This window comes from Halorubrum sp. FL23 (assembly GCF_052439115.2).
Lineage (GTDB): Archaea > Halobacteriota > Halobacteria > Halobacteriales > Haloferacaceae > Halorubrum > Halorubrum persicum.
The window spans coordinates 1-12,829 of the sequence record NZ_JBQVRO020000031.1 but is presented as its reverse complement, the minus strand read 5'-3'; the positions used below and the strand labels follow the sequence as shown (position 1 = coordinate 12,829).

The 12,829-nt window shown below is 55.9% G+C and carries 12 protein-coding genes and 2 pseudogenes; 6 read left to right on the top strand and 8 right to left on the bottom strand.

Annotated elements, in window-relative coordinates; genetic code table 11:
- A pseudogene (locus tag ACT4MF_RS18205) lies at window positions 1–1,320 on the top strand (ArsR family transcriptional regulator); the annotation flags it as partial.
- Window positions 1,321–1,586: 266 nt separating this feature from the next.
- Here the strand turns inward: ACT4MF_RS18205 and ACT4MF_RS18200 are convergent.
- Complete coding sequence (locus ACT4MF_RS18200) at window positions 1,587–2,606, bottom strand: sensor histidine kinase (protein WP_444683727.1); 1,020 nt, start codon at window positions 2,604–2,606, stop codon at window positions 1,587–1,589.
- Between the two features lie 216 nt (window positions 2,607–2,822).
- Between ACT4MF_RS18200 and ACT4MF_RS18195 the strand changes: the two genes are divergently transcribed.
- The gene (locus ACT4MF_RS18195; protein ID WP_444683728.1) at window positions 2,823–3,254 is read left to right on the top strand and encodes a TRAM domain-containing protein; all 432 of its coding nucleotides are present in this window, start codon (window positions 2,823–2,825) and stop codon (window positions 3,252–3,254) included.
- Window positions 3,255–3,319: 65 nt separating this feature from the next.
- On the opposite strand, the gene ACT4MF_RS18190 is transcribed toward ACT4MF_RS18195, so the two are convergent.
- Complete coding sequence (locus ACT4MF_RS18190; protein ID WP_444683729.1) at window positions 3,320–3,667, bottom strand: DUF6788 family protein; 348 nt, start codon at window positions 3,665–3,667, stop codon at window positions 3,320–3,322.
- Between the two features lie 226 nt (window positions 3,668–3,893).
- Here ACT4MF_RS18190 and ACT4MF_RS18185 point away from each other — a divergent pair, with 226 nt between their 5' ends.
- Complete coding sequence (locus ACT4MF_RS18185; protein WP_007992836.1) at window positions 3,894–4,394, top strand: hypothetical protein; 501 nt, start codon at window positions 3,894–3,896, stop codon at window positions 4,392–4,394.
- 186 nt (window positions 4,395–4,580) lie between these two features.
- Here the strand turns inward: ACT4MF_RS18185 and ACT4MF_RS18180 are convergent.
- The 6 genes and pseudogenes from ACT4MF_RS18180 to ACT4MF_RS18155 all read right to left on the bottom strand — a co-directional run bounded on the left by ACT4MF_RS18180 (window position 4,581) and on the right by ACT4MF_RS18155 (window position 10,704).
- Window positions 4,581–4,926, bottom strand: a pseudogene (locus ACT4MF_RS18180) (DUF6788 family protein).
- 231 nt (window positions 4,927–5,157) lie between these two features.
- Window positions 5,158–5,325 (bottom strand): DUF7837 family putative zinc-binding protein, encoded by a 168-nt coding sequence (locus tag ACT4MF_RS18175; protein ID WP_444683730.1) that lies wholly within the window; start codon window positions 5,323–5,325, stop codon window positions 5,158–5,160.
- A gap of 1,774 nt (window positions 5,326–7,099) precedes the next feature.
- Window positions 7,100–7,486: a hypothetical protein gene (locus tag ACT4MF_RS18170; protein ID WP_246041595.1), complete on the bottom strand. Its 387-nt coding sequence runs from the start codon at window positions 7,484–7,486 to the stop codon at window positions 7,100–7,102.
- A 139-nt stretch (window positions 7,487–7,625) separates the two neighbouring features.
- Entirely contained in the window at window positions 7,626–8,030 is a 405-nt protein-coding gene (locus tag ACT4MF_RS18165; protein WP_512053329.1) for a hypothetical protein, read from the bottom strand.
- A 366-nt stretch (window positions 8,031–8,396) separates the two neighbouring features.
- Window positions 8,397–8,666 carry a hypothetical protein gene (locus tag ACT4MF_RS18160; RefSeq protein WP_444683732.1) on the bottom strand — a complete coding sequence of 90 codons (270 nt, stop codon included), beginning with the start codon at window positions 8,664–8,666 and terminating at the stop codon, window positions 8,397–8,399.
- 1,402 nt (window positions 8,667–10,068) lie between these two features.
- Window positions 10,069–10,704, bottom strand: coding sequence for a winged helix-turn-helix domain-containing protein (locus ACT4MF_RS18155; RefSeq protein WP_444683733.1), 636 nt, complete (start codon window positions 10,702–10,704; stop codon window positions 10,069–10,071).
- 866 nt (window positions 10,705–11,570) lie between these two features.
- Between ACT4MF_RS18155 and ACT4MF_RS18150 the strand changes: the two genes are divergently transcribed.
- The 3 genes from ACT4MF_RS18150 to ACT4MF_RS18140 form a co-directional block, all read left to right on the top strand.
- Window positions 11,571–11,819, top strand: coding sequence for an antitoxin VapB family protein (locus ACT4MF_RS18150; RefSeq protein ID WP_271967498.1), 249 nt, complete (start codon window positions 11,571–11,573; stop codon window positions 11,817–11,819).
- The gene (locus ACT4MF_RS18145; protein WP_050033799.1) at window positions 11,816–12,211 is read left to right on the top strand and encodes a PIN domain-containing protein; all 396 of its coding nucleotides are present in this window, start codon (window positions 11,816–11,818) and stop codon (window positions 12,209–12,211) included. Before ACT4MF_RS18150 ends, ACT4MF_RS18145 begins: the two co-directional genes overlap by 4 nt.
- A gap of 235 nt (window positions 12,212–12,446) precedes the next feature.
- Window positions 12,447–12,829: site-specific integrase (locus ACT4MF_RS18140; RefSeq protein WP_512053328.1), on the top strand; the 383-nt coding region annotated here is incomplete at its 3' end.

Genomic DNA, 12,829 nt, shown 5'->3' with positions numbered 1-12,829 from the left:
GAGTTTGGTGACCGCATACAAGCTGTTCTCGAGGAGATTTGCGAGATGACGCGGGACATGACTCACGGCGAGTACCGTGACTACAGCTCTCGAACGGCGTTTCGGACGAAGATTCTCACTGAGTCACTCGGCGTGATTGGCGTGATGACCCGATTACTGGACTTCGCCGGCGTGGACATCCTCCGAATCGGTCGGATGCCCCGGTTCAAGAGCGATTTTGCCGACGAGAAGCTCTCAGCTATCGCGAAGTTCGTTGGAATCAACTCGGCGATTGCGTCGAAATACGGGATGGCGTCGGTGTTTCGGCAACTGTTTGAGGACCGTGACGAGGTGCTCCGGTGGTCACTGGATGTTGATGTCAACGCCGCAGAGCCGTTCGGTGAGCTCATCGGCTCGTGGTGTCTGTTTGCTGATTACGGCGACCGCCAGGACGTGTTCGCTGAGAAGCTTCGATCCAACGTCTCGCCGAGGGACATCCGGGATGACGCCCCCGAGATCGGTGTCCGCGTCCCCGTCCAGACATCGACGAGTCGGGCCCAGTACCGGGATCTGCTTGAGGAAGCGCTCGAGGCGAAGAATCTGCTTACAACTCCAGAGGCGGTATCGGTGCTCCACGGGCTGTGTCGGTCACCACTCGCTATCGCGAACGGCGTCGCTCGTGCCTTGGAGCCGGAAGCCGAGACGCGACACATCCGGTCTGTAGAGCTCCGGCGTATCATCGCAGCACTGTCCCCAGAGCAGGTACTCCGGGATGCGTCGTCAACACCGCGAAAGGCCCTCGTGGCACTCGCCGGCGCTGAAGAATTCCTGACGCAGTCTGTACTCGCTGAGAGAGCCGGTGTGTCGGCCCGCTCGCTTCGTGACCACCTCCCTGACCTCGTCGACGCTGGAATCGTCGTGATGACGGATGCTGGCTACCGACTCCAGCTGTCGTTTGCGGAAACGGACCGGGATGACGGAGAACTGCCTGAGCGGTACCAGGATATCTACCCGCGATGGGTGAGCGATCCGACCGTCAGCAACGACGTCCACGCTGCGGCCGGAGCGTTACGGACAGCTCGGGAGCATCACGGGCCAGATGGACCCGTCTCATCAGAGGACGTCGGGTTCGCTGGCGATGTCTTGCTGGAACTCACAGAACCATGGCCGTTACTCGATGAGGTGTTGCCGGCGCTGTGGGCAGTGACTACGAGAGCGTGTTATCGAGAGGACGCTGCTGTCGCTGGTAGTGTCGTTGTTGAATGTGAGACTAAGGTAATGGGGAGACGCCCACGCCAGTTGAGCCTCCAAGAAGCAACCAGTGGGGAGCTTATCGGATGAGTTCTAGAGGAATGAAGGCGTCTGTCACCGGTGATTTGTGGAGGCTTGGTACACTGTTCTCGCCATCATATCTCTTGACGAGACCATTGGGCCACTCATGCTGTTCCTAGGGTGCCATAGAAGAGTTGCCACGACATTTATTTCGTGAACTCACAGCCGAAGCAGCCGATAGAACGCGCTTGCGAATTGACCGGACTGAACTCTGGCGATTCGGATCCCGTTCCGAACACCGTGAAAGAGACGAGTCGCGCATGTAGCACTACGTACTAATCCACCGTCCTGACGCCGGTAATCACAAATCGTGCGCCCCCCGAGATACTCTCCGTAACCTGTATCTCCCAATCGTGGCCGGTAACAATCTGCTGGACGATATTCAACCCAAATCCCGTCCCGTCCGGATTCGTCGTGAACCCGGTCTCAAAAACTCGATCACGCTCTTCGGGTGGAATTCCAGGTCCATCATCGGCGACTGAGAAGCCGTCTGACTGTGCTTCGACGGTTACCTCTACATCTGCCCCGGCGTGTTCGATAGCATTTCGGAATAAGTTCTCGAACAATTCCCGTAATCGGGACTCATCCGCAAGTATCTGCGTATCGGAGCCTGCCAACCGCAGGTCGGCGTCGATCGTTGCGACTGAGTCCCAGGCTTTCGTCACGGTGTCGAACAACGACACTGGGTCTGTCTCCCCGACTGGTGTGTTCGTCCGTGCGAGCTGTAACAGCTCAGACACCAGCGAATCCATCCGCTCAAGCGCGTTGTCAACGAGAGTTAGCTCATCGCGGTCGATGTCTGCCTGTAGTATATCGACATAGCCCTGCGCGACGTTGAGCGGATTCCGAAGGTCGTGTGAGACGACCCCTGCGAAATTCTCGAGACGTTCGTTCTGCTGTTGAATTTCACGCTCCTGCGCCTTGCGTTCAGTAATGTCTTTGATCGTCCCAAAGTGGTACGGCACCCCGTCAATCGTTCGCTGCGTCGTGACCGTTGCCACGGGCACGCGGTTCCCACTGTACTCATGGACAGTCTCCGCCTGCCGTGTGTCACCGTCAGTGAATGAGTTCCAGTACGCGTCGAACGTGTCGGGGTCGACCTCGGGTGCGACCTCCCAAATCGCTACTCCGACCAGATCGGCCGGCGTGACTGAGAACAGCTCAGCGTAAGAGTCGTTCACGTAGATATACCGACCGTCTTGTCCGTATATCCCGACGCCGACGCCGACTGCCTCGACCATCTGCTGGAAAAACTCGGAGGAGAGATCATCCGATTTCGAGTCGCCGTCGCTCATATGCCGTATTCTCTGTCGGCTGGTTACTTACTCTTTGGTAGGTCCGCACCGACCGATGAGCGCTTCACCTGTATTGACCGATCTGGCCTGCTAGTCTTTTGAGGAGTTTCTGTTTGGGATCTGCGTGCTCTCTTCAGCATACACTAGATTACCACCTCAGAGTAGCGCAAAACGCGAGATTTAGATACGTTGACTAGCTACAACTCGTGATACCTGATGATCGAGATTTCTGATTCGCTTCGCTCTCTGTTCAGTGCTCAAATCGAAGAACGTGACGGCTCATATATTGTGGATGTCCCGGCGAGTGAAATCGAACACGACGCGCTTGCTGCCGACGAAACGTATCGCGTCGCGATCTTGAAATCAGAATCCTCGACAAACCAGAAGACCCAGGAAGAGCAACCCCAATCGGCTGCGCAAGAACCAACTCCGGCGTCGGACGGTCCTCCCGTAGACGAAGGTGAAGTCCGCGACGTGACGATCGAGACGACTGGTGATCAAGGTGACGGCATTGCGAAGGTTGAACGCGGCTACGTCGTGATCGTCCCCGGCGGACAACCAGGTGATGAGCCAACAGTCGAGATCGAGCAAGTCCAAGCAAACGTCGCGTTTGCCAGGATCGTCGAACCCGACTCACGGGCGCTGTAACGTCGTTTTACTGGAAACTGTCTATTTGACTGGGATCGTTGGAACCCCGACTATCCTGATCCACCCTACTCGCTTCCCGGCTTCCCGATGTACTCCGATTTCATCGTCCCGTTTTCACGATAGTAGCGATAGAGATACGGACCGTGCATATCCGCGGGGTCTCCGCTGGCGCACTTACAGCTATCGTCGCCACAGGTGACCTTCTCTTTGACGACGGTCCCGCTTCCTGCGCCATCGGACTCGTCGACGGGCTCCGCAGTCTCGGGAAGCTCCTCGGTGTCAACCGATTGGTCGCGATACTCGATGAGCGCCTCGACGGAGTTCCGTATCTCGTGGAGTGTCTCCGTATCCTGTTTTGGGAGCCCCTCTGCGAGATACTTCGGGAGCGAGGTGGGTGGTGACGGCTGCTCCATACCTTATGTAACAACTAGTCCCACTTTAGCGCTCGGGTGACACATAAGGAGTTGAACTCGCTTTACCAACTGTGAGCTCTTCAGCAATTACTCGAGATCGTAGGTCGCAATCTCGTGAGAGCTACCCTGTGGGCATTCATCAGTATCGACCGGGTCTGATGAGGAACCGTATACGCATGTCTCCCCCACAAGTAATGTAGATCGAATGAGTTGGGGCGTGTAACGAATGGGAGACTCGACGGATCCAGCCCCTCGTATCACGGATCTTTCGTCGATCGAGCCGGAGAACTTCAAATTCCGGAATACACAATTTCTGAGAGCAGACGGCCATCACTACGACAATCCACACGACGAGTCGTTCCTTGAACAGCGAAAGGAGATCTGGCGAGTGAGAAACGGCGATCTCGAACGGGTTCTCGAGGAGTTCCCAACTGACCGGCCGCTTCCCGAACAGTGCGCGCTCTGGATACACGCGCTCGTAGGGAAACACTTCTTCCCGGATGGGAACCACCGTACTGCGATCGTTACATTGCGAAAGCTGCTCCGTGACAACGGGATCGAACCGGGAGAATGGTCGACGGAGCGGGTCAAACGGGTGCGAGCTGAGTCACACGACGTTCGAAGAGAGATACCTCCGATCCATCTCGACAGATTGTATGAAACGGACGAGCTGTATCGCGTCTGGCTTCAGTTCTTCGGCGAGGTCCTTCCTGAAGAGTATCGCTGATTACTCTTTGTCGTCGTCGGTATCGTCGTCTGCGAGCGCCTCGTACAGTTCCTCGTTCTCCTCGACGTCTTTGGCCATTTCTCGCTCACTATCCCAGTTCATTGTATACCGTTGTCTAAGTGTGCGTACAGTGAAAAGCGTATCTCTCCCCGGGATGCTCGTTAGTCGACGTTGACCGACTCACCACTACCCACTTCCCGGCTTCCCGATGTACTCTGATTTCATCGTCCCATTCTCACGATAGTAGCGGTAGAGATACGGGCCGTGCATATCCTGACGATCTCCGCTGGCGCACTTACAGCTGTCGTCGCCACAGGTGATCTTCCCTTTGACGATGGTCCAGTTCCTGAACTGTCGGGCTTGTTGACGGATTCAGCTGTCTCGGGAAGTTCATCGGTGCCGAGTGGCTGGTCGCGATACTCGATGAGTACCCCAACGTAGCTCTGTATCTCGTGGAGCGTCTCCGTATCCTGCTTTGGGAGCCTTTTGCGAGATACTTGGGTAGCGAGGTCGGTGGTGGCGGCTCCTCCACACCTTATGTAATAATTGATGCCATGTTAGCGTTCGGATGCTACATAAGGCATTAAACTTCTCCACCAACTGTGAGCGCTCCAGCAATTACTCGAGGTCGTAGGCCGCAATCTCGTCAGCGCCACACTGTGGACACTCATCGACGTCCTTCGCCACGCTGTATCCACAGTGACGGCACTCGTGGTGGGTTGTCGATGACGGCTCGAGTCTCACAATTTGCTGGATGAACTGTTTACTGAGCATTCATGGGATCGACGATCTCGCCACAGCCGGGGCATTCGGCCCACACGCCCGGTCTACCGCTATCTGTTTCATACTCGATTATCGCGTGTCGGCCAGTAACTGTATCGCCACAGAATGAGCAGGTGCCACGGACTGTCTCTGGATTATCGGGGGCCATTCTCACGAAATCGGCAGCTCTTTTCAGGGGGAGAGGGAGCGTGTGATACTCTTTAACAGCTGGTTCGGTCGGTGAGACCGACTCAGCTGTGCTCCCTCACCCCAAGATTACAGACTCTGTGACTTATACTTCGGGCAAGCGGGGCGAAAGTACTATTCTAAAAAATTAGCGTGACCGTGGGTCTCGAGTGGCCATCACGCAGTTGGTCATCAGTGAGTAATACCGATATTGGTGATGGGCTGACGTCTAACTGGCCGCCAGCGTTGGCCAGTTCCTGTTTTTTGAGTCGCTACCAGCCGTGGGCGTCTCGGCTAACGAACCCGATCTGATATTGGTCCTCATTGCTTGGAGCGTGTTTGATGCTTACTGTCTCCAAGTTGGGATCCGAATTGACACCACGACGGACCTGATCGCTACCGGAGTTACCGAGCCTCTCGTCGACGACTAGCTATGTCATTTCTGAGTCATCATCCTCTGACGTCTCTGACGTCGAGTTAGTGTCGGATTCAGTCGTTTCGTGAGACTCATCGGGCGATTCCGACTTTTTATCGTGGAATCGTGCGCTCTGTGGCGTGCCCTCATTATCGCCGTAGAACCACTCGGCCTGTGCGCTGTTGAGCCGTGGCCCCTCGTAGTACACTTTATGATGCGCATTCCACGCATTTCGGTGTTCGATCGGGAGTTGGCGATGCCACTGCCTGTATGGGGTCGCGTCCGTCTTGTGGACGTGAATATGACAGCGCTGACACAGCGGGATTAGGTTGGCGACACGGTCGTCGGTATCGTCGCCGTTGATGTGATGGAGTGAGTTTACCAACGGCCGATTGTCACTGTTAACCCAGTCTTCAGGGGCCCGCCCACAGATGAGACACTCAGTACCCCACGCATCCCGGACAGCCTGCCGAAGTGAGTCGTCAGACATTGCCCTTGACTCTCGGTGAGCGCTTGCCCACGACGGGTCCACTAGGAGTTGGCAGCGTGTTCAGGTCGCCAGCTAGTAGTGGCTGTCCGAGAGTTTGTGTCGGTACGACTATTCGCTCGTGCCGCGTGTACGACCACCACTCCGGCCGTGAAACAGTTGCGTCGGTGGCGGCCGCATACGCATACGTTGTATATTTTGATTGTTGCATAGTTCTGAGCGGGATCGGATGCGGGTCATCCCTTTTCCGAATCCCTCTCACTCCTCTCGAGGGATACAAACGAATCCGCGAGCGAACCAACTCCTAATTAGCATCCAGTACCTCACAAAGTAATTTGAGAGATATTACCGTAATTTAGTCAAACTATACGGTAACTACTGATGTCTTGGGATTTAGATGTCTATTCGGCAAGTTGATCAGCAAGGATTCGCGCGAGTTCAGCTTCATCTCGGTCAAGAGCGATCGTCGACGCGGTTGTAGTGATTCACAGAAGGTCTCAATAATCTACTCGCGTCGGAAAACCGTTCAACCTGAGTTACGGTAAAGTTTCCCGTAATTTCGGTAGAAGGCTGATGTGGCTGAAAATAACATGTAGAGGTAGTCTGTCCATCATCAAGTCACGCATCCGAGAGATCTACCCTGTCAAAGGAAACGGGACGAACTGTATTCTGAACGACTTTGCGACGCGACCAACTACTCGCCGAGTACGATATCGTCCACTTTGAGCGAGCCGGTCGGGCAAAGGGTGCCTTCGTTCCCGGCGACGCCATTGAGGTCAGTTCCGAGATATCGACACCGCACCCCGACGACGATGCTGCCCCAGCGTGAGTTCGACTATGCCGGCGGCAGATCGATCAGTCGTCGTCTGTTTTCCTAACCGCATCCCGTTCGTCGAACACCTGATCCCGGACAACTGCCTCCTCGTCCGATCGATCTGGATAGCTCCCGGCGCTCTGAAAGTACGGCAGTGGGCTGTCGGCTAACTCCACACCAGCGACGCCGGCGGGCAACGACCGTTCGCTGACTGTTTCGAATCGGTCCTCGACTGCGTCCGTTGCGGTCGACCCCACATTGAGGCTGTCGATGAGGTGATCGAGCTTCGCGTCCATCTGTTCGTAGCGGTATCGCATCTCGCGTGCGTGGACGCCCTCCCGGAGGAGCAGTTCGATCACTCTGCTCTTCGGGATGTCATGGTGTTTTGCCATCGCTTCGAGAATGCTGTTCAGATCCCCGTCTACCATCGCGCTAATTTGGTCTCCCATACCGACTCGATTTGCTCCCACGTAGTAAGTCGCCTTCCGGGCGAGTCTTTGTGGGACATCAACTGCGCTTCGCTCCCACCTACTCTTTGGGGATTCCCTCCTCTTCTGCCGACCCCGGCTACTCCCCGCCCCCGAGTCGCCATCTGGCCCCACCCTGATCATCCACGTCGGCTCCGTCCTGAACGACCCGCTTACGGCAATCCGGGGGAGCATCTTCGCCTTCCACTTCTTCTTCTTCCTCTCCCCCCTTCGTCTCTCTCGCCCCCTCGCCGATCGCTGTCCCCTGCTGAACGGTCGTCGATCGCTGTTCCCCGCTGCGGTGGTTTTGGATCGTGTCGCTCGTCGCCGCCCCACCCCCACCGTCGAGTCGCTCTCGCCTACCCCCCGTCGACGTCGTCGTTGTCTCCGCCGTCCCCGTCACTTCGCCGCCCCCGCAGTACCGCTGTCTCGTTGTCGTCGTCGCCTCCACCCCCACCGTCGCTTCGCACTCGCCGTTTGGTCTCGATCGCGTCTCCCCGCTCACCCACCCCGCACCGTTCACATCGCGACCGCGACTCTCGACGTCGTCGACCGCGCCCCCACCCCGCACTCTCGCATCGTGATCTGGCCCTTCCCTCCTGTCGTCGCCCCGCCGCCGCTGTTCGTCGTCGGGTGTCGTGTCGTCTCGGTGGTCCCCCTCGTTGTCGCTGGTGCTGGTCCGTCCTCGATGCTGGTCGGTGTTCGAGGTCGCCCTGTCGCTTCCTAGTCGTCGGTCTGGTCTCTGCTGGTCGCCGCCGGTCGTCGTTGATCCGTGTCCTCTCCGAGTCAGTCCTCGTCGTCGCTCGTCGGATTGGTGCCGCCGGGCCAGTTTCGGTGTTGGTGTCGTCAATTGCCCCTGGGGTGCTATCGATCAGCTGGTGGTCCGTCGTCGACCGTCGGGTCCGCGTTCTCGGTGTATCGATCGTCGGTCAGCCTCGTCGGGTTCGGTCGTCGTTTCGAGTGGTCGGTTGTCTCCCGTCGCCGTCGACGTTGGTGGTGTTCCGTCGCCTGTCGTCGGTCCCTGTTCATCGCCTCGCATCCCCTGTCCGCCGCGCCGCTCACTCAGGGTTCCATCCACTATCATATCTCTGATAGTCTTCGCCTTGTCCGCCTCCCGTCTCTCCCCCTTTCCCTTGTCCATTACTTGGCTCCGCCCCGATTCCTTCGCTACGCGACTATCCACTGAACTTCATCTGCCCTGAACCCTAATTGTGTGAATTCGGCTGAACATGTGTGACAACCAGAGGTTGTTTGATAGCGTCTCTAAAGCACTATCGTCGGATGGCTGAACGTGTGTAGCTGTATTTGTGGTTGGGATTCTATTTACGAACCCTCGTAATCCCGCCGCCGTCTGGTATTTACAGGAAAAGACAGATAGAATACATAAATTAATAGAGGAGGTGTCAATCGCCACGCCGTCTGGTATTACTGGGGAATTTGAATCAAGATCACCGGCTATATACAGAATGCCGCAATCTTCGTGCCGTCTGGTATTTACGAGACTATATACGTGACGGCCGTATCACGCCACTGTCTGGTATTTATGATGGTGGTTCGCGCGTCGCACCTCGTGTTCTGAGAGTTAATACACACCCCCGCAATACCGGTGCCGTCTGGTATTTACGAGACTATATACGAGACGGCCGTATCACGCTACCGTCTGGTAAATAGGCAAATGCCAGGAGGTCATGCGATCGGGACTTGCTAATTAATATACACCTGCCGAATACCGGTGCCGTCTGGTATTTACGAAACTATATACGGACTACCGCAATCCCGGTGCTGTCTGGTATTTACAGGGTCGGTTGGGCTGTGAAAATCATACTAAATGTGGTAGGAAGAACTGAGTAGTGAGGTGATCGAGCCGGTAGCTATCGCGAAAGGAGTGAGGCTGACTTGGGAGGTGTGGGGTGTGAGGACGCTGGCACAAGTTAGTCTTCGATAGCTGAGAGCTAGAGAGTCAGTATTGGTGTGGCTTGCTGAGAATACTTCGTCGAGGGGTTGCGTTCTACTCGTGTGTTAGCCTAGTTTTGAGGGTCGGGGGGTCGCGCTCCATTCGGGAGTCATTTTTGCGTCGACAGTCGGGGGGTCGCACTCCATTTGTGAGTCATTTTTGCGTCGACAGTCGGGGGGTCGTTTTCCATTTCTGCGTTAGGAATCGCTGAAGCGGGGGAATTGGGAGCAGAAACTGATTGCATCTCGCTGGGTCGAAACAGCAACTCGATGATATCGCTCTCGCAAGTGTGATTCCGAGTTTGAGAGATTCGATGGTAATGAGCGAGTATAGGACACACTTCTTGTACCTCAAACGACCAGTGAATAGTGAGCCTGAAGAGAGTCGTCCAATAGTTTTGCGTTGAGAGTGAGACAGGCGTGGGTTAGGAGTCGTGTGGGAGATGGCCGGGGGTGCTAGTGTATTCACGAGTGGGTTAGTGTGGGGCGGGCGTGTTGTTTGTCTGGAACTTCGGCCTGACGATGTCTACATTAATCGGGCTGAGTGTCTCTTTCACCACGGTCAGCTTCATTCTGAACGTGGTCTGCCATTATAAACGGAGGATCGGTGATTCGCCAGTATAGATTATCTCCTGCGACGGTGAGTTACGTTTCAAAGAAATCTGAGGATGGCTTGTAAGTCGGTTCTTTATTTCAGTCTTATATTGGTAAATATCACGAAGGTTGACGACATCAATATCAGTTAGACGGTTTACCTTTGCGCGCAGTTCCTTACCCGTTATCTGGCCATCCTGAATGAGTGTCAATAAAATATCGTGGAAGATGGACTCCAAGACTTGTTGCTCTTCGCTCGTTCCAGATTGACAGACACGTGAAACTACGGTCGAGACATCATCGGTACCGAATTCGATCGAGAGTGATGACGGCTTTGGGAACACTTCATTAGTAGTAGCATCGTGCTGACTACAGTTGGTAACTGAGGACACTAATTCCGCTGGCTCATACGATTCAACCAGATCTTCAGCTGAAACATGAGATGAGTCAACGGCAGCACTGCGGTACAACCCCCGATGTACACGATCAACGTGTCCTTCATCCTGAAGATGTCGTAGTCGTTGACTCACGTATGACTGGTTTCGGTTGAGTTCATCGGCTAAATATCGGGGGGTACATCGTCCCTCTCTGAGCTTTGCTAAAATCAGCCGGTCAGTCTTGTTCAAATCCATCTGAGTACCACCATGTCGTGAACTAATGACTAATTAGATGTTAGATATTGTGGTCTCGTAATATCATATAACACATTGTTAGAAACGGGATAGAAGACCTAGAAACACCGATAATCTGCTGTGTTAATCCGATAGAAAGCCGCTATATTATGAGAGTGTGAACTAGGACATGGGACGTAAGAGACTGACCGCCACTTTTCGGTCGCGTCGCAAAGTCGTTCAGAATGCAGTTCGTCCCGTTCGCTTTGACAGGGTATATCTCTCGGATGCGTGACTTGATGATAGATAGACTACCTCTACCCGGTATTTTCGGCCATATCAGTCTTCTATCGAAATTGCGGGAAAATTTACCGTAACTCAGATTGAACGGTTTTCCGACGCGACCTAATGATTGACGACAATCGATAACTCCGCAATGAATCCTCCACAACCAGCATCCGAACCGTACTCGAAAGGCGATGAAGTAACCGTGTACGTAGGTGAAGACGACCCCGACGTCCGGTACCAACAAATCGCCCGCAAGCAGCCCAGTTTTCATTCGGCACGAGGGGGGTGTTTACTGGAAACGGTGGCGTGTTTGTAACCAACAGCGCGGGGAATGAGGTGGTAGCGTTGGTTAACAGATCACGCTCTTGTGTAGAGCTGCGGAAAGACGATTTGACATGTTGAGTTCCTGTTACAGACCGGCGATCTAAGTCTTAGTCAGCTCACTCAATTCAGTTCTAGGTATTAAGCAACCAACCTCTTTCCGCGTTGCTACATAAGAGCGAGAACTCGAGCCGCGGCGCCCACCAGAAATCTCCGATCACGTCCCCCGAGCCCCTGAGCAAAAGACAAAGTAGCGTCAACGCCAACGTCAACGTACAATGGGCGTCGCCAACGAACAGATCCGAGTGAGCGAGACGGTGAAGCGCGAGATTGAACGACGCCGGCGGGAGGGCGAGAGTTACAACGACGTCCTCGAGCGCATCCTCGACGAGGAGGACGCCGGCGATTTTGACGACGGGTTCGGCCGGTGGTCCGATGAGGAGGCCGAACGCGTCCGTGAGGGCCGGCGGACGTCAAAGGAAAAGCGGAAGCGTCGGATGCGCGAGCGGGCCGAGGACGCTGCATGAAGGTCCTCGACGCGACCTTTCTGATCGACTACCTGGACGGTATCGAGGCGACCCGTGAGTTCTACGAGGAGCACGGCGGTGACCAGACCCGATGGGTCGCTCCGGTCCCAGCGTTCGCCGAGGCTCTCGTCGGTGAGGGGAACCTCCCGAGCGGGGACGTCGACGGGGCCCGCTCGGACCTGGCGTGGGTCGACGTTCATCCCGTCGATGAGCGGACGGCGGTCACGGCAGGGTACATCGCGGACGAGATTGCGCCGGGCGGCCCCTACCTGGACGGGCCCGACGCGCTGATCGCTGCGGTCGGCCGCGAACTCGACGCGCCGGTGGTCTCCGGGGACGGCGACCTCACTCACGAGGAGACGAAGAAGGTCGTCGACGTCGAGGAGTACTGACCGCCGGCGAGCCCGTTCGCTCCCCCCGAGCGCGTTCGCCCGTATCTGAAGTGACTCACGGGACGGCGGCCGCTCCCTCCTGCGTGTGGTACGTGTGCAACCGAGTGCCGCTTTATCATACAAGTCGTCACTAGCTGACCGCAGATACCCCCTGAAATGGCATAATCGGGCGATCACACACCACTGTTTCTGATGCTCGACAGATATTTAGTGTAAGCTTATTATAGAACCTCCTATGCGACTGGAAGCGACTGCAAAGCAGGACGAATACAAGGTCTGGATGACCGACGCCGAACTCGAGGAGCTGCGGCGGGCCGCTGCGAACCATCGCGACGATCTCATCATCCAGCTGGGTGGCTACGTCGGCCTCCGAGCCTTCGAAATCCCGCAAATCCGCCCGGAGCACGTGAAACGGACACCCGACGGCGATCACTACCGGCTCCGGGTTCCTGAGGGGAAAGACACGACCGGGAACGGCGGGAAGCCCCGCGACGCCTACCTTCCAGCAGATGTCGAGGGGGACGTTCACCGCTACCAGAATGCTGGAGTTGCGAACGACAGAATCTATGCACGGGATTGGATCGAGCCCGTTCCCAGAGAACCACTCGCGAAGGCCAC

Excerpts from the sequence above, each read along its gene's own strand:
- ACT4MF_RS18200 (WP_444683727.1), bottom strand. The coding sequence starts at position 2,606 with ATGAGCGACGGCGACTCGAAATCGGATGATCTCTCCTCCGAGTTTTTC.
- ACT4MF_RS18195 (WP_444683728.1), top strand. The coding sequence starts at position 2,823 with ATGATCGAGATTTCTGATTCGCTTCGCTCTCTGTTCAGTGCTCAAATC.
- ACT4MF_RS18190 (WP_444683729.1), bottom strand. The coding sequence starts at position 3,667 with ATGGAGCAGCCGTCACCACCCACCTCGCTCCCGAAGTATCTCGCAGAG.
- ACT4MF_RS18185 (WP_007992836.1), top strand. The coding sequence starts at position 3,894 with ATGGGAGACTCGACGGATCCAGCCCCTCGTATCACGGATCTTTCGTCG.
- ACT4MF_RS18175 (WP_444683730.1), bottom strand. The coding sequence starts at position 5,325 with ATGGCCCCCGATAATCCAGAGACAGTCCGTGGCACCTGCTCATTCTGT.
- ACT4MF_RS18170 (WP_246041595.1), bottom strand. The coding sequence starts at position 7,486 with ATGGTAGACGGGGATCTGAACAGCATTCTCGAAGCGATGGCAAAACAC.
- ACT4MF_RS18160 (WP_444683732.1), bottom strand. The coding sequence starts at position 8,666 with ATGGACAAGGGAAAGGGGGAGAGACGGGAGGCGGACAAGGCGAAGACT.
- ACT4MF_RS18155 (WP_444683733.1), bottom strand. The coding sequence starts at position 10,704 with ATGGATTTGAACAAGACTGACCGGCTGATTTTAGCAAAGCTCAGAGAG.
- ACT4MF_RS18150 (WP_271967498.1), top strand. The coding sequence starts at position 11,571 with ATGGGCGTCGCCAACGAACAGATCCGAGTGAGCGAGACGGTGAAGCGC.
- ACT4MF_RS18145 (WP_050033799.1), top strand. The coding sequence starts at position 11,816 with ATGAAGGTCCTCGACGCGACCTTTCTGATCGACTACCTGGACGGTATC.